This window comes from Streptomyces cyaneochromogenes (genome assembly GCF_003963535.1).
Classification (GTDB): Bacteria; Actinomycetota; Actinomycetes; order Streptomycetales; family Streptomycetaceae; genus Streptomyces; species Streptomyces shaanxiensis.
Genome location: NZ_CP034539.1, coordinates 10,176,095 through 10,195,362, shown reverse-complemented (window position 1 = coordinate 10,195,362; position 19,268 = coordinate 10,176,095). Strand labels below are relative to the sequence as shown.

Sequence of the window (19,268 nt, the reverse complement as noted above, 5' to 3'; positions counted from 1 at the left end):
GACAGTGGCTTCAGAGGGGAGTCAAGAGGGTGTTCAGTAGAAATTTGAAGGATTAACAGGGGGAAACCGGATGGAAATGAAGAGCGTCACCAGGTCGCTGCGGGTTCTGGAGGCGGTCGCCCAGCATCAGCCCGTGACCGTAGGGGAGTTGACGAAGCTCTTCGGGCTGCCGAAGTCGACCGTGCAGCGCACCCTGGTCACGCTGGCGGAGGCCGGCTGGCTGCGCGCCAACCGCAAGGACACCACCCGCTGGGAGATCGGCGCGCGCGTCCTGGCCGTACGACCGGCCGCCCTGCAGGGCTCCAGCCTGTTCGCCGCGGCACGCGAACCCATGGTTCGCCTTCGGGACGCGATGAACGAGACCATCCACCTGTCGGTGCCGGACGCCCTGCAGTGCATGGTCGTCGTCGACCGCGTCGACTGCGACCACGCCGTACGCACCTTCCACACGATCGGCGACACCTCGCCGCTGCACGCCACCGCCGTCGGACGCGCCATCCTCGCCCACCTTCCCAAGCGAGACGTCGATGACCTCATCACGGCAGGCCTGGAGCGGTTCAGCGACACGACCCCCGCGGAAGCCGACGAGCTGCGCACCGAGCTGGACCGGATCCGCACCGACGGCTACGCGGTCAACCGCAACCAGTACCGGCCGGGCGTCTGCGCCGTCGCCGCCGCCGTGCTCGACGAGGACGGCACACCGCTGGCCGCCGTGGCCGTCTCCATGCCCGAGGCACGGTACGACGGTGAACGCGCACCCGAGTGGGGCCGCCTCGTCGCCGACACAGCCGCGGAGATCTCACGGCGCCGTCTGGGCGCCTGAACGGCGGACGACGGTCCGCAAGCGGTCGACCGAGGGCCGGTTCGCACGCGTCAGCGCGCGAACCGGCCCTCAGCCTTCCGTCACGCAGCCACCGCCCTGCGCCCGGCCTGGGGGGCCGAACACAGGGCGGCCGCACCACGCGGCACGGCAGGCACGGCAGGCACGGTCAGAGCCTTGCCGCTGTCCATCGCCGCGGGGAACAGGGGTCCCGGCACACCACAACACCGGTCCACTGACCGACCGACTCCAGTCACGTGCCACAGTGTGACACGCTATGCTGGAATCCGGCACGACTGTGGACCGTGACTCCCTGCTGGGGTCAAGAGGCGAGAACCAGGAACCCACAGGTCCGAGGGGGCATCGAATGGAAATGAAGAGCGTCACCAGGTCGCTGCGTGTTCTGGAGGCGGTCGCCCGACATCAACCCGTCACCGTAGGGGAGTTGACGAAACTCTTCGGGCTGCCGAAGTCCACCCTGCAGCGCACGCTCGTCACACTCAACGAGGCCGGCTGGCTGCGGGCGAACCGCAAGGACACCACCCGCTGGGAGATCGGCGCCCGCGTCCTGGCCGTCAGACCCGCCGCACTGCAGGGCTCCAGCCTGTTCGCCGCCGCACGCGAACCCATGATCCGGCTCCGCGACGCGGTCAACGAGACCATCCACCTGTCCGTCCCGGACGCCCTGCACGGCATGGTCGTCGTCGACCGCGTCGACTGCGACCACGCCGTACGCACCTTCCACTCCATCGGCGACACCTCACCGCTGCACGCCACCGCCGCCGGGAACGCCGTCCTCGCCCATCTGGGGAAGTCCGAGATAGACGAGGTCGCCGCGGGGACGCTGGAGGGCTACGGCGAGGAGACCATCACCGACCCGGGGCAACTGCGCGGCGAGCTCCACCGGGTGCGAGAGCGGGGCTACGCCGTCAACCACAACCAGTACCTTCAGGGTGTCTGCGCCATCGCGGCACCCGTGCTCGACTCTGAGGGCACTCCGCTGGCCGCCGTGGCCGTCTCCCTGCCCGACTCCCGCTTCGAGCCCGGCCGGCTGCCCGAGCTGGGCCGACTGGTGGCCGAGACAGCGGCGGAGATCACCGCCCGGCACCTGGCCTGACGACGGTCCCGGCGGCTCTGTGCGCGGTTGAGCGACGCGTCACTTCACGATCACGTAGATCTTGCGCACGGTTTCGACGGTCTTCCAGACCCCGACGAAGCCCGGCTTCATGACGAAGCTGTCGCCCGCCTTGTAGACCACCGGCTCGCCACCCTCCGGCGTGAGTTCGACGATGCCCGCGAGGATGTGGCAGAACTCGAAGGTCTCGCCCTTGATCGAGCGCGTCTCGCCGGGCGTCGCTTCCCACACTCCCGTATGGATCATCTCCCCGCGGGCGACGTCCTGGGGCCACGTCAGGAACGCGGGGTCGCCGGAGACCAGACGTTCCGGGAGCGGGCCGGACGCGTGCGGTGCGAAGGTAGGACGGGTGTCGATGGTCTTCAGGAACCTCATACTTGCCACCTTCAGCTCACCGGCACCGCGAGGTACTGGTACTCCAGGAACTCGTCGATTCCGACCCGACCGCCCTCGCGGCCCAGACCGGACTGCTTGACACCGCCGAAGGGCGCCGCAGGGTTGGACACGAGACCCGTATTCAGCCCCACCATGCCCACCTCCAGCCGCTCGCTGACGCGCAGGGCGCGGTCGAGGCCCTCGGTGAAGACGTAGCCGACCAGGCCCCAGGGGGTGTCGTTGGCCCGGCGGATCACCTCGTCCTCGTCGTCGAAGGTGAGGATCGCGGCGACGGGGCCGAAGATCTCCGTGCCCATCAGCCGGCTCGCGGGGTCGACGTCGGCCAGCACGGTGGGCGGGTAGAAGCAGCCGGGGCCTTCGGGAGTACGGCCGCCCACGAGCACCTGCGCCCCGCGCTCCACCGCGTCAGCAACCAGCTCCTCCACCTTCGCGCGCCCCGTCCTGTCGATCAGCGGGCCGACGTCGACTCCGTCCCGGGTGCCCGGACCGACGACCAGCGCGCCCATCCGCTCGGCCAGCCGGCGTCCGAACTCCTCCGCCACCGAGCGGTGTACGAAGAAGCGGTTGGCGGCCGTGCACGCCTCGCCCATGTTGCGCATCTTGGCGACCATCGCCCCGTCCACCGCCTTGTCCAGGTCGGCGTCCTCGAAGACGACGAACGGCGCGTTGCCACCCAGCTCCATCGACGTCCGGACCACCGCGTGAGCGCTCTGCGCGAGCAGCAGCTGCCCGACGGCCGTGGAACCGGTGAAGGAGAGCTTGCGAATCCGCCCGCCGCGCAGGAGCGGTTCGCACACCTCCCCCGCACGGGAGGTGGTGACGACGTTCAGCACGCCGTCCGGCAGCCCGGCCTCCTTGAGGATCGCGGCGAGAGCCAGGCTGGACAGAGGGGTCTGCGGGGCGGGCTTGAGCACCATGGTGCAGCCGGCGGCGACCGCCGGGCCGATCTTGCGGGTGCCCATCGCCAGCGGGAAGTTCCACGGGGTGATCAGCAGGCAGGGACCGACCGGGCGACGCGAGAGCAGCATCCGGTTGCGGCCGTCGGGCAGGGTGGCGAGGCCGCCGTCGATACGGACGGCCTCCTCGGAGAACCAGCGGAAGAACTCGGCCGCGTACGCCACCTCTCCCCTGGCCTCGGCGAGCGGCTTGCCCATCTCGGACGTCATCAGGTGGGCGAGCTCGTCGGTGCGCTCGATGATGATCTCGTAGGCGCGGCGCAGGATCTCGCTGCGCACCCGGGGCGCCGTACGCGCCCACTCCTGCTGCGCCCGCACGGCCGCTTCCTCGGCGAGCGCCGCGTCCTTCGGGCCCGCGTCGGCCACATGGCAGAGGATCTCGCCGGTGGCGGGGTCGTCGACGGGCATGGTGGCGCCGTCGGAGGCGTCCACCCAGGCGCCACCGATGAACAACTGCGTGGGTGTGTCGGTCATGAGTTCTCTCCTGGTTGTCCGGGTCGGTCGGCGGCGGGGTCGAGCAGTTCCGCGAGGTGCAGGGCGCGGATGCCCCGGTCTCCGGCGAGGTGGTCGATCTGGGTGGCGCAGCTGAAGCCGTCGGCCACGACGACGGCCGGTGTCCCCGGGTCGATGTCGTCGAGGCGTGGCTTCAGGGCGAGGTCGGCGACGGCCATCGAGGTGTCGTAGTGCTGTTCCTCGAAGCCGAAGTTGCCGGCGAGTCCGCAGCAGCCCTCGGCCTCGTCGACCTTGCGTACGCCGAGGCGGCCGAGCAGGTCGCGGGGGTGGCGGCCCTTGAAGGTGGCGTACTCGTGGCAGTGGGTCTGGAGCACGACGTTGTCCGGCAGCTCCGGTGGCGACCAGCCGGGTGTGGCGAGGTCGGTCAGGGCTCCGGTGAGGGTGTGGACACGGGCCGCGACGCGCCGGGCGGCGTCGGTGCCGAGGAGTTCGGGCACGTCGCGCTTGAGCGCCGCCGCGCAGCTGGGTTCGGCCACGACGATGGGCCGGTCGTCGCCGTTGTCCAGCCGGGCGACGGTGCGGGCCATGATGCGGCGGGCGAGCGACAGCTGGCCGGTGCTGACCCAGGTCAGGCCGCAGCAGAGGTCGTCCTGCGCCGTGCAGGGAAGGCCGGCGTCGGCGAGTACGCGGCTCGCCGCCCCGGCCACCTCGGGGCGGAAGGCGCGGGTGAAGCTGTCCACGAACAGCAGCGCCTTCGCCGGTTCGCCGGTCCTCGCCGTGCGCAGGGCCCGGCGCAGCGCGCGCCGGGAGGCGAATGCCGGGATACGGCGCTTCGTGGTCACGCCGCCGAGGTACGCGAGGAGCTTGCCCAGCGGTCCGCGCAGCAGCGCGTTCACCGGGCGGGCCGCGTATCCGACGAGCTTGGACGTCAGGGGCAGCCAGCCCAGGGAGTAGTGGGAGCGGGGTCTGACTCTGCCCTTGTAGTGCTGGTGCAGGAACTCCGCCTTGTACGTGGCCATGTCGACGCCGACCGGACAGTCGCTGGAGCAGGCCTTGCAGGACAGGCACAGGTCCAGGGCGTCCCGCACCTCGGTGGAGCGCCAGCCGTCCTGGACGGTTCCGCCCCGCACCATCTCCTGGAGCAGACGGGACCTGCCCCGCGTCGAGTCGTTCTCCTCCCCCGTGGCCCGGTAGCTGGGACACATCACGCCGCCGGCGTCGCTGCGACAGCGGCCGACACCGACACAGCGGCGTACCGCTCCCGCGAAGCCGTCCTCGTCGTGCGGAAAGGTGAACGTCGTGTCCAGGAGCGGGAGTTCGCGCAGGGCGAGGTCGGCGTCGAGCGGCGCCGGGTCGACGATGACGCCGGGGTTGAGCAGCCCCTCCGGGTCGAAGATCGTCTTGAAGTCGGCGAACGCCCGGATCAGCCCGTGGCTGTACATGACCTCCAGCAGTTCGCCGCGGGCCCGGCCGTCGCCGTGCTCGCCCGACAGGCTTCCGCCGTGCTCGACGACCAGGGCGGCGGCCTCCGTCAGGAACCGGCGGGTGGCGGCCCGGCCGGTGTCCGTGGCGAGGTCGAAGTCGATGCGCACGTGGACGCATCCGGCGCCGAAGTGCCCGTACAGCACGCCGGTCAGGCCGTGCAGGGCGAGCAGCTTGCGGAAGTCGCGCAGGTAGGCGGCCAGGTCCTCGGGTGCGACGGCCGCGTCCTCCCAGCCCGGCCAGGACTCCGAGCCGTCGACGAGCCGGGCGGCGAGCCCGGCCCCGTCCTCACGGACCCGCCACAGCGAGCGCCGCTCGGCAGCGCTCTCCACGACCCGCCCACCGGTCATCCGGCCCTGTGCCTTGAGCACGTCCAGCAGTTCGGCGGCCCGGGTGTTCACCGTGGCCTGGTCGTCGCCGTCGAGCTCGACGTACAGCCAGGCACGCCCCTCGGGGAGTCCGGTGACGGAATCCGGGCCGCGCCGGGCGCGCATGGTGGCGACGATCGCCTCGTCCATGCCCTCCACGGCGGTGGGGTTCCAGCGCAGGATCTCGGGGACGTCCTCAGCGGCGTCGACCACGTCGTCGTAGCCGAGGGTGAGGAGGGTGGAAGCCTGTGCGGTCGCCACCAGGCGGACCGTCGCGGCGGTGACGACCGCACAGGAGCCCTCTGTGCCCACCAGGGCACGGGCCATGTCGAAGCCGTGCTCGGGCAGCAGGTGGTGGAGCTGGTAGCCGGAGACCTGGCGCGGTACCCGGCCCAGCTCGGTACGGATCGACGCCAGGTTGCCGTCGATCAGGCGGCGCACGTCCCGTTCCAGACCGGCGATCCGCTGGACGGCGTCCGTGTCGTCCGGGTCGGCGGCGCGCAGTCCGGTGTGGTCGGCGACGGCCCGCACGCCGTCGGCCGTCACGATCTCCAGCGCCTCGATGTGCCCGCTGGTGCGCCCGTGCCGCACGGACCGGTTGCCGCAGGCGTCGTTGCCGATCATGCCGCCGAGGGTGCAGCGGCTGTGCGAGGAGGGGTCGGGGCCGAAGGTCAGCCCGTGCAGGGCAGCCGCGGACCGCAGCGCGTCCAGGATCACTCCGGCCTCGACGCGCGCGGTGCGAGTCACCGTGTCGATGTCCAAGATCCGGTTCAGGTACCGGGAGAAGTCCAGTACGGCGCCGGGCCCGACGGCGTTGCCCGCCATGCTGGTGCCGCCGCCGCGTGCGGTGACCGGGATGTTCGTCTCGCGGCAGGCCCGCAGCACCGCGACGACGTCGTCGGCGCTGCGGGGGAAGACCACGGCCCGCGGCGGGACCCGGTAATTGGAGGCGTCGTAGGCGTAGAGGCCGGTGGATCCGGGGCCGGTCTCCACCCGCAGGCCGGGAGCGGTCTCGGCGAGCCGTACGACCAGCGGCTCCAGGGCCGTGGTGGTGTCCGTCATCGCCGTGCCGCTCCCGCTGTGCCGGCCTCGACCGCGGTCGCCCACGCCTGGAGGCCCTCGTCCACCGCCGTCTCGTCGATGACGAGTGCCGGGATCATGCGGACGACCTGGTTCCAGGCCCCGCACAGCAGCAGGAGCAGGCCCTCGTCGACGGCGGCGCGCTGGACGCGGGCGGCGGTCTCGGGGTCGGGGCCGCCGTCCTCGGTGACGAACTCGGTGGCGAGCATGAGGCCGAGGCCGCGCACGTCGCCGATGCCCGGCGTCCGGTCGGCGACCGCCTCCAGTCCGTGGCGCAGCCGCTTGCCCATGGCCTCGGCGTTCTCGACGAGCTTCTCGTCGCGGACGACGTCGAGGGTGGCGCAGGCCGCGGCGCAGGCGACGGCGTTGGCGCCGTAGGTGCCGCCCTGCGAGCCGGGCCAGGCCTTGGTCATCAGCTCCTCGGAGGCGGCGATGCCCGACAGCGGGAAGCCGCTGGCCAGGCCCTTGGCGGTGACGAGGATGTCGGGTGTGACGCCGAAGTGGTCGTGGCCCCAGAAGCGGCCGGTGCGGCCGACGCCGGTCTGCACCTCGTCGGCGATCAGCAGGAAGCCGTGCCGGTCCGCCCGCTCCCGCAGCCCTTCCATGAACGCGCGGTTGGCGGGCACGTACCCGCCCTCACCGAGCACCGGCTCGACGATGATCGCGGCCGTGTCGGCGGGCGAGGAGATCGTCTGGAGCGTGTAGTCGAGCTCCTGCAGGGCGAAGCGGGTGGCGGTCTCCTCGTCCCAGCCGTACCGGTAGGCGGACGGGAAGGGGGTGACGACCACGCCGCTCATCAGCGGGGAGAAGCCGGAGCGGAAGCGGGTGCCGGAGGTCGTCATGGAGGCGGCGGCGACGGTACGGCCGTGGAAGCCGCCGTGGCAGACGATGACGTTGGGACGGCCTGTGGCCTGGCGGGCCAGGCGCAGCGCGGCCTCGACGGCCTCGCTGCCGGAGTTGGTGAAGAACAGGCTGTCCAAGCCGGTCGGCAGCACCTCGCCGAGCTTGTCGACGAGGCGGCGCAGCGGCTGGTGCATGACCGTCGTGTACTGACCGTGGATCAGCGTGCCCACCTGCTCCTGGGCCGCCGCGACGACCTTGGGGTGGCAGTGCCCGGTGCTGGTGACGCCGATGCCGGCGGTGAAGTCGAGGTAGCGGCGGCCGTCCTGGTCGAAGAGGTGGACGCCCTCGCCCCGGGCCGCCACCACGGGCGTGGCCTGGCGAAGGTGCGGCGACAGTGCGGTCATGTTCGTCTCCCGGCCTCGGTGTTGGGTCTGCTGCGGTCTGCTGCGGTCTCCCGAGCATCTCCGCGGGCGGGGAATGCGCCAACGCGCGATCTGTCCGGCCGGGACGCGAGATCCGGACGTTGTGTCAGCCTTATCGGGGCACGCCCGGATGCCTGTCGCTCACGGACCGCTCTTGCGCAGGTCAGAGGCGCTTGTCACAGTGTCCGGGCACTCCCCCGAGCTCCGGGCCGAGTTCGAGCAGGGACCCCCATGGAGAGACCGTGAACGACAACCACCCGGCAGGCCAGGGGCCCACCCCTCCGCTCACCGTGGCCGATGTCCTGGCGCTTCCCGTCCTGGCCGCCGGACGGCCCGAGGTCGTCACCGGCATGCCGCACCTGGACCGTCCGGTCCGGTGGGTGCACATCACCGAGCTGACCGACCCCGCGTCGTTCCTCAAGGGCGGCGAACTCGTCCTCACCACCGGAATGCCCCTGCCGACGGATGCGGCCGGCGTGCGCCGCTACGTCGACGAACTCGCCGGCGTCGGGGCAGCGGCGCTGGTCATCGAACTCGTACGCCGCTATCACCGCCCGCCGGACGCGCTCGTCGACGCCTGCCGCCTGCGCGGCCTCCCCCTCGTCACCCTCGCCAAGGACGTCAACTTCCTGGAGGTCACCCAGGTCGTGCACGCTCTGCTGCTCGGCAACCAGGCGGACGCGATGCGCCGCACCCAGCGCATCCACGAGGCGTTCACCGCCCTGACCCTGCGCGGCGCCGGCCCGGAGGACGTTGTGCGTGCGGCGGCGGAGATGAGCGGCCGCACGGTCGTCCTGGAGAACCTGGTGCACCAGGCCCTGATCTGCGAACCGTCCGGGCTCACCGTCGAGGAGGCACTCGCCGACTGGGAACAGCGCTCCAGGGCGACCGGGCCCGGCGACAACACAGCGATCCGCGGCCCGGAGGGCTGGCTCACCGCCCCCGTCGAGTACCAGGGCGAGCGCTGGGGTCGCGTGGCCATGCTCCCTGCGCGCACCGACGGACCGGCGTTCGGGCCGGAGGACGTCACCTTGCTGGAGAGGACCGCGATGGCACTGACCGTCGCGCGCCTCATCCACCCCACCCCATGGGAACGCACCGCACACCGCAACGCCCTGCTCGACCTCGTGGAACAGCGCCACCGCTCCGCGGAGGACGCCCGCGCCCGCTGCGCCGCACTGGGCCTGCCGACCGATCGCGGCCACTTCGTCGCCGCCCTGGTGGACCTGCGCGCGGGGAAGGGGGGAGGAGTCGAGACCGAGTCCCGTCTGATGCAGGAGCTGAGCACCGCAGGCGTGCCGGCCCTCGTCGGTGAACTGGCCCCCGACCGCCTCGGCATCCTGCTGGCTCTGCGCACCTCCCAGCCCTGGCGTCCCATCGTCGAGCGACTGTCCGGCACGGTACTGGGCCTGGCTCCGGAAGCGGTCGTGAGTGTCGGCTCCGAGGTCACGGACCTCACCGACACCGCCCGCTCGTTCCGTGCGGCGGCCCGCGTCGCCGAGGCCACCCCGCCCGGCCAGCCCCTCCCCCCGGACCGCTCCTTCCACGAGCTGACCGACATCGGCCTGCGCCGCCTGCTGTACGCACTGCGCGAGGACCCCCGTGTCCAGGAGTACACCGAACGGCAGCTCCGGCGCCTCATCGACCACGACATCCAGCACGGCACAGACCTGCTGACGACCCTGCGCCACTACCTCGAGGCGGCCGGCAACAAGACGACCGCCGCCCGCCGGGGTGGCCTTTCCCGCGAGACCATGTACCAACGGCTGCGCACCATTGAGCGCCTCCTCGCGCGCGACCTCGAATCGGGCGACCAGCGCACGGAGCTTCACGTGGCTCTCACGGCACTCGATGTGTTGCGGGCCGACTGAAGGACCGGGTTCCCGCATTCGGAGGAGTTGCGCTCATAGAGGGGCCGTCAGCTTGTGGACGGCCCCTCTGCGGCTGGGCTTCCTGGAGAGCCCCGATGCAACTGCCTGGACCTTGTACGGATCGCGACGATCGCGACGCATCCTATGGGCGCGTCGCTACAGCACTGATGCCGCGCGCTCTCAGCTTGCGAGCCAGGTGTTCCATCTCCGGAAGCGTTCCTGAGTAGTCACCGTTCGCCACGCGACGCATCACGGCCTTGGCACTGATCAGGTCGATACCGAGCTCTGCCCGCAACACCCGCATGATGGCGACACCCTCGGCCGATGGACTGCTCACCCGCAGCCTCGCGGGTCCATGCTCGGAGAGCATTTGATCCCGCCGGTCGGCCGGCACGTCGCCACCGCAGATCGCTGCTGCAGCTCCGCAGGCGGAACACGTCGACTCCACGTCCCAGCGCAGGCGAGCGTCCACGAGGGCCTGGGTCCCCCAACACTCCAGTTCCGCACCGCATTCCTGACACACCGCGGAGTACCTGACAGATTCGAAGACCGCTTGCTCCATCCCCACCCCCCCAACGGATGTACGAGATTAGGCGACAAGCTCAGTCCTCGTAACGCACCTCGGCCCTCCCCCGCCCAGCCGTGTTGGTGTACACCGTGCCACCGGGCCCGCCGACCCGCAGTCGCCAGGGGTGCGGGCTGTCGGTCGTGACGCTCAGGCGGTCTCCCTCGCGGTGGACGTCGAAGTGGGCCGTCTCGCCGAGGGTGTCCGTGCGGGGGATTACCACTGTGCGGCGGGCGCCGTCCGCGAAGGCGTGGATCCGCAGTTCGATGTCGTCCGCCCAGGCCGACACTGGGTGCTGGGCGTCGGCGGCGAGGGGAATGACGGAGTCGGGGCGGGCCAGCAGCGGCAGGGTGTGGAAGCCGTGCTGTTCGCGTACCCAGCGAGGGCCGGTGACCTGGGCGCCGGTAAGGATGTTGGTCCACGTGCCCTCGGGCACGTAGTACTCGACCGTGCCGTCGTCGGTGAAGACGGGGGCGACAAGCAGGTCGTCCCCGAGCATGTACTGCCGGTCGAGCACGGCCGCGGTGGGGTCGTCGGGGAACTCCAGGACCATGGCCCGCATCACTGGGACGCCGGTGGTGTGGGCCTGCTGGGCGGCGCGATGGAGGTAGGGCGCGAGGCGGTGCTTGAGGAGGGTGAACTCGCGGGTGACCTCGACGGCCTCCTCGCCGTAATCCCACGGGACGCGGTACGAGTTGCTGCCGTGCAGGCGGCTGTGCGAGGAGAGCAGGCCGAACTGCACCCACCGTTTGAAGACGGTCGGCGTCGGGGTGCCCTCGAAGCCGCCGATGTCGTGGCTCCAGAAGCCGAACCCGGACATGCCGAGCGAGAGTCCGCCGCGCAGCGACTCGGCCATGGCTTCGAAGGTGGAGTAGCAGTCGCCGCCCCAGTGCACCGGGTACTGCTGGCCGCCCGCGGTGGCCGAGCGGGCGAACAGCATCGCCTCGCCCTCGCCGCGCTCCTCGCGCAGCAGGTCGAAGACGGCCTGGTTGAAGAGGTGGGTGTAGTAGTTGTGCATCCGCTCCGGGTCGGAGCCGTCGTGCCAGACGACGTCGGTGGGAACGCGCTCGCCGAAGTCGGTCTTGAAGCAGTCCACGCCCTGGGCGAGCAGGGTGCGCAGCTTGTCGATGTACCAGTCCCGGGCGGCCGGGTTGGTGAAGTCGACCAGGGCCATGCCCGGCTGCCACAGGTCCCACTGCCACACGCTGCCGTCCGGGCGGCGGACGAGGTAGCCCTCACGCATGCCCTCCTCGAACAGCGCGGACTTCTGGGCGATGTAGGGGTTGGTCCAGGCGGAGATCCGCAGTCCCCGGTCCTTCAGCCGGGCCAGCATGCCCTCCGGGTCGGGGAACGTATCGGCGTCCCACTCGAAGTCGCACCACTGGTAGGCGCGCATCCAGAAGCAGTCGAAGTGGAAGACGCTCAGCGGGATGCCGCGGTCGGCCATGCCGTCGATGAAGCTCTGGACGGTGGCCTCGTCGTAGTCGGTGGTGAACGACGTCGTCAGCCACAGCCCCAGGGCCCAGGCGGGCGGCAGCGCCGGGCGGCCGGTGAGCGCGGTGTAGCGCTCCAGGATCTGCTTCGGGGTCGGCCCGTATACGACGAAGTACTCCAGCGACTGGTCCTCGACGCTGAACTGGACCTGCCCGACGGCCTCCGAGCCGACCTCGTAGGCGACCTTGCCGGGGTGGTTCACGAAGACGCCGTAGCCGCGGTTGGTCAGGTGGAACGGGATGTTCTTGTAGGCCTGTTCGCTGCTGGTGCCGCCGTCGGCCTGCCAGATGTCCACCACTTGCCCGTTCTTGATGAACGGGGTGAACCGCTCCCCCAGCCCGTAGACCAACTCACCGACTCCCAGGGCGAGTTGGCCGACCATGTGATGTCGGCCCTCGGCGTCGGTGACGAAGCCGGTGCCGCGCTCGCCGGAGGAGGTCAGCAGGCGCCCGCCGTCGGTGAAGTCCAGCCGCCACGGCTGTTCCGTGTCCACCCGCAGCGTCAGTTCGCCGGAGGACAGCTCCAGCACCGCCCCCTCCCGGCGCACCTTGCCGGCGGCCGCATCGGCTCCGGGCAACGCGAACTCCGGTCCCCCGCGCACCGATCCGGCGTGGTGGGTGGTCCGCACGCCGATGATCCCCTCGGCCGGGGACCAGCACTCCACCGTCAGCAGCGGGCTGTTGAGGGTCTGCCCCCGTCGGCTGACGTGTTTCACGGGTGCGTACAGGGTCATCCGGTGGTCGTCGACGCGCACATCGCCGACCTCGGTGGCGTGGCGGGCTGTGCAGCCCGGACGCATCAGCCAGTAGCCGTCCGTGAACTTCATCGGGCAGGTTCCTCCGTCCCCGCGCGGTGCGCGGCGATCATGCCCCGGTACCAGTGGTAGCTGTCCTTGGGGGTGCGAGTCAGGGTGCCGTAGTCGATGTGGACCAGGCCGAAGCGCTGGTCGTAGCCGCGCGCCCACTCGAAGTTGTCCAGTAGCGACCAGGCGTAGTAGCCGCGTACGTCCACACCGGCGGTGACGGCGTCGGCCACGGCGGCGAGGTGGTCGGCGAGGTAGGCGATGCGGTCGGGGTCGTGGACGCGGCCGTCGGGTGCGACCGTGTCGGCCTCCGCCGAACCGTTCTCGGTGATCCAGACCGGCGGCAACTGCGGGTAGCGGGCGTGCAGGTCGCAGAGCAGTTCGGTGAACGCAGACGGGACGACCGGCCAGCCCATGGTGGTGTGCCGGGTGCCGTACGGGTCCAGTTCGGCCACGCCGACGTCCACGGCGGTGCGCTGCTCGGGGTCGGCCGCCCGGTGCGGCGCGGCGGCCACGGTGAGGGGCCGGTAGAAGTTGATGCCCACGAAGTCCAGCGGGGCGCCGATCAGGTCCAGGTCGCCCGGCAGCCGCCAGGGGCCGTCGGCGAGCCCGTCCCAGGTCTCGGCCTCGTCGCGGGGGTGGCGTCCGGCGAAGAGCGGCTCGGTCCAGACGTCGTTGTGCAGGGTCTCGGCGCGGCGCAGGGCTGCGCGGTCCTCGGGCCGGTCGGAGGCGGCGTGGATGCGGTCCAGGTTGAGGGTGATGCCGATCTCGCGGACCCCGGAGGCGCGCAGGGCGCTGACGGCGAGACCGTGGCCGACGAGCAGGTGGTGGGCGGCGGCCAGGGCGCCCCGTCCCTCCCGCGCGCCGGGGGCGTGCCGGCCCTCGGCGTAGCCGACGAAGGCGGAGCAGTAGGGCTCGTTGAGGGTGATCCAGCGTTCCACCCGGTCGCCGTAGCGCCCGGCGGCGAGCGCCGCGTAGGCCGCGAAGGCCTCGGCCGTCTCCCGCACGCGCCAGCCGCCGCGGTCCTCCAGGGCCTGCGGGAGGTCCCAGTGGTAGAGGGTGACGGCGGGTGCGACACCGGCGGCGAGCAGGTCGTCGATGAGGCGGTCGTAGAAGTCCAGCCCCTTGGCGTTGACCGGTCCGGTGCCCTCGGGCAGCAGACGGGACCAGGCGATGGAGAAGCGGTAGCCGTCGACGCCGAGATCGCGCAGCAGGGCCACGTCCTCGCGGTGGCGGTGGTAGTGGTCGGCGGCCTTGTCCCCGGTGGCACCGGCGTGGGTGCGCCCGGGGGTGTGGCTGAAGGTGTCCCAGATGGACGGTCCGCGGCCGTCCTCGTCGTGGGCGCCCTCGATCTGGTAGGCGGACGTGGCCGCACCGAAGCGGAAGCCGGCGGGCAGCTTCGGGCAGGGCGGGGTGCTCATTCGGAATCGTCCTCGTTGAACCGGGTCGGTGGGTTCGGTGTGTTCGGCGTGTTCCGCGTGTTCGGTGTGTTCGGTGTGTCGCCCGCGACCGCGCCTTCGGTCGCGGTGAAGCGGAAGGAGGCCAGTCGGAAGTCGCCGTGCAGGGTGAGGCACAGGTCGTGGTGCCCCACGCCCGGTAGCGCCGTCGCGGCGGTCACGGTCGTCCAGGTGTGGCGGTGGCCGGTGGCCGGTACGGCGATCTCCGCGAGGAGGTGGTCGCCCGCCCGTACCTCCAGTCGCGCCTCGCCGTGGCCGGTGGCCTCACGCGCGACCTCGGCCTCGAAACGGGCCGCCCCGGACAGGTCGACGGAGCGGAAGTGCACGGTCGCGGGCCGCGCGGGATCCGCCGGGGCGACGGCGTCGCCCCGTTCGCGGGTGGCGTCGACCAGGGTGATGCCGGCGTAGTCGTCGAAGTCGACGGCGAGGGTACGCCGGCCCACCAGTGCGCGCGGTGCGGGTGCGGTGCCGCTGACAGTGAGCGGTGCGCCAAGGACGATGTCCTCGGCCGAGCGGGCGACGAGCACCTCGTAGCGGCCGGGATCGACGGTGAAGGTGCCCGCGGCCACGTCCCAGTGCGCCAGTCGTTCGGCGGGCAGGCGGAACGTCACCTCCCGGCTCTGCCCGGAGTCGAGCCGCACCTTGCGGAAGTCCGCGAGCCGCAGACGGGGTGCCTCGTAGCGGGCGTCGAGGGCTCGCACGTAGAGCTGGACCACCTCGCTACCGGACCGCGGGCCCGTGTTGGCCAGGGTCACCGCGACGTCCACCGCCCCGTCCTGGGCCATGGCCGACGCGGACATCCGCAGGTCACCGTAGGCGAAGTCGGTGTAGGACAGGCCGTGTCCGAAGGGGTAGAGGGGCGCGGACCGGTGGTACTGGTACGTCCATCCCGCCTTGATGATGTCGTAGTCGAGCTGGTGGGGCAGTGCGTCGTCGCCCCGGTACCAGGTCTGCGGCAGTCGCCCGGCGGGGTCGGCCGCGCCGAGCAGGACGGCGGCCAGCGCGTGACCTGTGTCCTGCCCGCCGTGGGAGGTCCACACCACGGCGGGCAGGTGTTCTTGGGCCCAGTCGACCGCGTAGGGGTAACTGCTCATGACGACGAGGGCGGTCTCGGGGCGCACGGCGGCGACGGTGCGCAGTAGCGCTTCCTGCGTCTCGGGCAGGGCGATTCCGGTACGGTCCTCGGTCTCCCGGCCGTTGATCATCGGGTGGTTGCCGAGGACGACGATCGCCACGTTGGCCTGCTCGGCGGCGGCCCCTGCCTCTGCGGCGCCGTCGCGCAGCAGTTCGCGATGCCAACGCTCGGCCACCTCGGGGTTCTCGGCGGTGACCCGCACCCGGCCGTCGGCGGGGTCGAGGGCCGCGTAGCGACCGGTGCGCACATGGCGGAGGACAACGGTGTCGCCCTCACCGTCCGGGGCGGGCTCCAGGAGGAAGGTCTCGTCGACGAACCAGGACTTGATCAGCGTCCGGTCCGCGACGAGCGCGGCGTCGTCCGCCATGGCCAGGTAACGGCCGGTGTCGGCGTCGCGCAGGGTGAGGACGCCGTCGCCCCACTCCTGGACGTCGAACGAGGTCCCGCCCACGGGCTTGCCGGAGGTGCGGGAGAGCAGCGAGATCCGGTCGGCGCCCGAGACGCAGACCACCTCGCCGTGCCCGTCGAACGCGCCCCGCAGGCCGGCCGCGATGCCGACCTGGTACGGCAGGGTCCCGCTGTACCAGTCCTCGTACACGGCGTCGGCGTGCGGCCCGATGACGGCGATCCGCGGTGCGCGCCCCGGGTCCAGGGGCAGCAGGCCGTCGTTCTTGAGCAGCACGACCGACTCGGTGGCGGCGCGCCGGGCAAGGGCGCGGTGAGCGGGGCTGTCGATGACCTCCGGGCCGATGGAGGCGTACGGGTCGAGGTCGGGGTCGAACTCGCCGAGGCGGAAGCGCAGGTGGAGCTGGCGGCGCACCGCCCGGTTCACGTCCTCCTCCTCGATCAGTCCGCTCTCCAGCGCCTGGCGCAGTCGGCCGATCACGGTCGCGCTGTCCTCGCGGTGGTCGGTGAAGCTGTCGATGCCGGCCTTCAGCGCGGCGGCGTGGGAGGTGGGGTGGTCGTCGAAGTAGTGCTCCAGCTCCACCAGGTTGCAGGGTGCTTCCTCGTCGCTGACCACGAGCAGTTCATGACCGGTCGGCCGCGCCCAGCGCCGCAGTTCGTCCTCCAGGAGCGGACTGACGTGACAGGGGCGGCCGTTGACCAGGTTGTAGGCGGCCATGGCGCCGGTAGCCGCGCCGGAGGCGATGATCGGGCGGAAGGCAGCCAGGTCGTACTCGTGCAGCACGCGGGGACGCAGGCCGGAGGAGGTGACGGCGCGGCCGGTCTCGTTGTTGTTGGCGAGGAAGTGCTTGAGCACCGGGGCGGCGCGCAGGTAGTCGGGATGGTCGCCGGCCAGGCCCCGGCAATAGGCGGTACCGAGGCGCGCGGTGTGCAGCGGGTCCTCGGAGTAGCCCTCCTCGTTGCGCCCCCACCTCGGATCGCGCAGCAGGTTCACCACGGGCGACCAGATCTGCAGGCCGTTGGTGCCCGACCCCCACGGGGTGGGCCGGTGCCGGTGGAAGGCGCGCACCTCGACCGAGACCGCCTCGGCGACGGCTCGCACCAGATCCTCGTCCCATGTCGCCCCCAGCCCCACGGCCTGCGGAAACACGGTCGCCACCCCCAGCCCGGCGACACCGTGCAACGCCTCCGTCCCGGTGCGGAACGAGGCGATGCCCAGGCGTGGGACGGCCGGGACGTACTGGTGCAGCATGGCGAGCCGCTCGTCCAGGGTGAGCCGGTCCAGCAGGTCGTCGACGCGCTTGCTCAGCGCGAGCGCGGGGTCACGGAAGGACGACCGGGGAGCGCTGGAGGACGGAGAAGCCACGAGACAGATCCCTCGGCAGTCGAGCGTGGACGGGCGGTGGACACAGGGGTGGAGAGTGAATTGTCGAAGCGCATCGACGCTGTCATTCTCGCTCGTCGGCTGTCAATGGCCCAGTAGAGACAAAGTTCCCTCCTGCACAGCCCCTTGTTTCGCTCGAAACATGTCCGTTAACTTCCCTCCGAAGTGAAGCGCTTCGACAGTTGACGGGAAAGGCTCACCGCCATGACGGCACGTAGCGTCACCAACCGCCTGGGCGGCCTCGCCTTCGGCGGCGACTACAACCCCGAGCAGTGGGACGAGCCGGTCTGGAAGGAGGACGACGAACTCATGCGCCGGGCCAGGGTCAACCTGGCCACCCTCGGAGTCTTCTCCTGGGCCCTGCTCGAACCGGAGGAGGGGCGCTACGACTTCACCTGGCTGGACGCCCACATCGAACGCCTCCACGCGAACGGCGTGGCCGTCGACCTCGCCACCCCGACCGCCTCGCCGCCGCCCTGGTTCACCCTGGCCCACCCTGAGGCGCTGGCGGTCAGGGCCGACGGCACCCGCCTCGTGCACGGCAGCCGCGACACCTACTGTCTCGCCTCGCCCGCCTACCGAAGCGCGGCCCGCCGGATCGCCTCCGGGCTGGCCGAACGGTACGGCGACCACCCCGCCCTCGCGCTGTGGCACGTGCACAACGAGTACGGCACGCTCTGCTGGTGCGACCACGCGGCGGCGGCGTTCCGGGTGTGGCTGCGCGCCCGGCACGGCTCTCTGGACGCCCTCAACGAGGCCTGGGGCACGGCCTTCTGGAGCCAGCGCTACACCTCCTGGGAGCAGGTCCTGCCCCCACGGGCGACGCAGTACCACAAGAACCCCGCCCAGACAGTGGACTTCCACCGCTTCTGGGGTGACGAGATCATCGCCGCCTACTGCGAGCAGCGCGACGCGATCCGCCAGCACAGCGACCGGCCGGTGACGACGAACCTGATGCTGCCCTACGACCTGCGGCTGAACGTATGGGCGTTCGCCCGCGAACTCGACATCGTCAGCTCCGACCAGTACCCGGACGCGAACGGCCTCGACGGCGCCGCGCATGTGGCCTTCTACGCCGACCGCTCCCGCTCCCTGGCCGGCGGCCGCCCGTGGCTGCTGATGGAGCAGGGCACCAGCACCGTCTACGACGGCGACCAGGTGATCGGCAAGGAGCCGGGCGACGTACTGCGCCACAGCCTCGGCCACATCGCGCGCGGTTCGGAGGGCGCCCTGTTCTTCCAGTGGCGGCAGTCCCGGGCCGGCGCCGAGACCTGGCACTCGGCGATGCTCCCGCACGCGGGTCCCGACAGCCGAATCTTCCGCGAGGTCACACAGACCGGCGAGGCGGTCGCCGCGCTCGCGGAGCTGGCGGGTTCGACGGTCACCGCGCAGGTGGCCGTGCTCGACGACCCGGACGCCATGTGGGCACTGGAGGCGGACGGCCTGCCCTCCCCCCGCCTCGACTACCACGCGCCGCTCGCCGGGGCGCATCGCGCGCTGTGGGACGCGGGCGTTACAGCGGACTTCGCCCACCCGGAGCACGATCTGAGCCGCTACCGGCTGGTGATCGCCCCCTCCCTGTTCCTGCTGTCCGACAAGGGCGCGCAGAACCTGCGCCGTTACGTCGAGGGCGGGGGGACACTCCTCGTCCAGCACGCCGCCGGCTACGTCGACGAGCGCGTGCACGCCCGGCTCGGCGGCTACCCGGCCGCACCGCTGCGCGAGGCGCTGGGCATCCGCGTCGATGAGTACCGGCCCCTGCGGAAGGAGCAGCGGATCACCCTGTCGGACGGCTCGCACGGCACCGTCTGGAGCGAGTCGCTGCACACCGAGGGCGCGGAAACCGTCGCCTCCTACACCCACGGCATGCTCACCGACAGCCCGGCACTCACCCGGCACCGCATCGGCACCGGACAGGGCTGGTACCTCTCCACCCACCTGGACGACGCCGACTACGGCGCCCTGGTCGGGCGGCTCCTGAAGGAAGCCGGCGTCGAGCCGGAGCTGGCGGGCCTGCCGGCCGGTGTCGAAGCCGTCACCCGGCACGCGGCCGACGGCCGCCGCTGGCACGTCCTGATCAACCACACCGAGGACACCGTGCCTCTGCCGGATCCCGGCCACGACCTGCTCACGGGTACGACGGCCCACGAACTGCCGCCCGGCGCCTGCGCGGTCCTGCGCGGCCACTGACCCGGAAAAG

Annotated in this window: 11 protein-coding genes; 4 read left to right on the top strand and 7 right to left on the bottom strand. The window is 71.5% G+C overall.

Annotated features, from left to right (window positions below):
* The first annotated feature begins 76 nt into the window (after positions 1-76).
* Together EJ357_RS45690 and EJ357_RS45685 are read left to right on the top strand one after the other, a co-directional pair.
* Positions 77-823 carry an IclR family transcriptional regulator gene (locus EJ357_RS45690; protein ID WP_126400915.1) on the top strand — a complete coding sequence of 249 codons (747 nt, stop codon included), beginning with the start codon at positions 77-79 and terminating at the stop codon, positions 821-823.
* A 370-nt stretch (positions 824-1,193) separates the two neighbouring features.
* A complete protein-coding gene (locus EJ357_RS45685; protein WP_126400913.1) occupies positions 1,194-1,937 on the top strand; it encodes an IclR family transcriptional regulator in 744 nt (247 codons plus the stop codon).
* A gap of 39 nt (positions 1,938-1,976) precedes the next feature.
* Here the strand turns inward: EJ357_RS45685 and EJ357_RS45680 are convergent, their stop codons facing one another.
* Genes EJ357_RS45680 through EJ357_RS45665 form a run of 4 tightly spaced genes read right to left on the bottom strand, consistent with a single transcriptional unit; the run spans position 1,977 to position 7,937 of the window.
* Complete coding sequence (locus EJ357_RS45680; RefSeq protein WP_126398508.1) at positions 1,977-2,330, bottom strand: cupin domain-containing protein; 354 nt, start codon at positions 2,328-2,330, stop codon at positions 1,977-1,979.
* 11 nt (positions 2,331-2,341) lie between these two features.
* Positions 2,342-3,781, bottom strand: a complete 1,440-nt coding sequence (locus EJ357_RS45675; RefSeq protein WP_126398506.1) for an NAD-dependent succinate-semialdehyde dehydrogenase — start codon at positions 3,779-3,781, stop codon at positions 2,342-2,344.
* Positions 3,778-6,672, bottom strand: coding sequence for an FAD-binding and (Fe-S)-binding domain-containing protein (locus EJ357_RS45670; protein WP_126398504.1), 2,895 nt, complete (start codon positions 6,670-6,672; stop codon positions 3,778-3,780). The genes EJ357_RS45675 and EJ357_RS45670 overlap by 4 nt, the downstream gene beginning before the upstream one ends.
* Complete coding sequence (locus EJ357_RS45665; protein WP_126398502.1) at positions 6,669-7,937, bottom strand: aspartate aminotransferase family protein; 1,269 nt, start codon at positions 7,935-7,937, stop codon at positions 6,669-6,671. Before EJ357_RS45665 ends, EJ357_RS45670 begins: the two co-directional genes overlap by 4 nt.
* A 260-nt stretch (positions 7,938-8,197) precedes the next feature.
* On the opposite strand from EJ357_RS45665, the gene EJ357_RS45660 reads away from it, so the two are divergent.
* The gene (locus tag EJ357_RS45660; RefSeq protein WP_126398500.1) at positions 8,198-9,826 is read left to right on the top strand and encodes a PucR family transcriptional regulator; all 1,629 of its coding nucleotides are present in this window, start codon (positions 8,198-8,200) and stop codon (positions 9,824-9,826) included.
* Between the two features lie 602 nt (positions 9,827-10,428).
* On the opposite strand, the gene yicI is transcribed toward EJ357_RS45660, so the two are convergent.
* The 3 genes from yicI to EJ357_RS45640 are packed head-to-tail and all read right to left on the bottom strand — an operon-like array spanning position 10,429 to position 17,050.
* Complete coding sequence (gene yicI / locus EJ357_RS45650; RefSeq protein WP_126398496.1) at positions 10,429-12,711, bottom strand: alpha-xylosidase; 2,283 nt, start codon at positions 12,709-12,711, stop codon at positions 10,429-10,431.
* On the bottom strand, positions 12,708-14,108 hold the full coding sequence (locus EJ357_RS45645) for a GH1 family beta-glucosidase (RefSeq protein WP_126398494.1): 1,401 nt from the start codon (positions 14,106-14,108) through the stop codon (positions 12,708-12,710). The genes yicI and EJ357_RS45645 overlap by 4 nt, the downstream gene beginning before the upstream one ends.
* On the bottom strand, positions 14,105-17,050 hold the full coding sequence (locus tag EJ357_RS45640; protein WP_126398492.1) for a glycoside hydrolase family 3 protein: 2,946 nt from the start codon (positions 17,048-17,050) through the stop codon (positions 14,105-14,107). Before EJ357_RS45640 ends, EJ357_RS45645 begins: the two co-directional genes overlap by 4 nt.
* Before the next feature lie 222 nt (positions 17,051-17,272).
* Here EJ357_RS45640 and EJ357_RS45635 point away from each other — a divergent pair, with 222 nt between their 5' ends.
* Complete coding sequence (locus tag EJ357_RS45635) at positions 17,273-19,258, top strand: beta-galactosidase (RefSeq protein WP_126398490.1); 1,986 nt, start codon at positions 17,273-17,275, stop codon at positions 19,256-19,258.
* The last annotated feature ends 10 nt before the right edge of the window (positions 19,259-19,268 follow it).

What these genes read in the sequence shown, in the direction of transcription:
- EJ357_RS45690 (WP_126400915.1), top strand. Translation starts at nt 77, where the DNA reads ATGAAGAGCGTCACCAGGTCGCTGCGGGTTCTGGAGGCGGTCGCCCAG.
- EJ357_RS45685 (WP_126400913.1), top strand. Translation starts at nt 1,194, where the DNA reads ATGAAGAGCGTCACCAGGTCGCTGCGTGTTCTGGAGGCGGTCGCCCGA.
- EJ357_RS45680 (WP_126398508.1), bottom strand. Translation starts at nt 2,330, where the DNA reads ATGAGGTTCCTGAAGACCATCGACACCCGTCCTACCTTCGCACCGCAC.
- EJ357_RS45675 (WP_126398506.1), bottom strand. Translation starts at nt 3,781, where the DNA reads ATGACCGACACACCCACGCAGTTGTTCATCGGTGGCGCCTGGGTGGAC.
- EJ357_RS45670 (WP_126398504.1), bottom strand. Translation starts at nt 6,672, where the DNA reads ATGACGGACACCACCACGGCCCTGGAGCCGCTGGTCGTACGGCTCGCC.
- EJ357_RS45665 (WP_126398502.1), bottom strand. Translation starts at nt 7,937, where the DNA reads ATGACCGCACTGTCGCCGCACCTTCGCCAGGCCACGCCCGTGGTGGCG.
- yicI (WP_126398496.1), bottom strand. Translation starts at nt 12,711, where the DNA reads ATGAAGTTCACGGACGGCTACTGGCTGATGCGTCCGGGCTGCACAGCC.
- EJ357_RS45645 (WP_126398494.1), bottom strand. Translation starts at nt 14,108, where the DNA reads ATGAGCACCCCGCCCTGCCCGAAGCTGCCCGCCGGCTTCCGCTTCGGT.
- EJ357_RS45635 (WP_126398490.1), top strand. Translation starts at nt 17,273, where the DNA reads ATGACGGCACGTAGCGTCACCAACCGCCTGGGCGGCCTCGCCTTCGGC.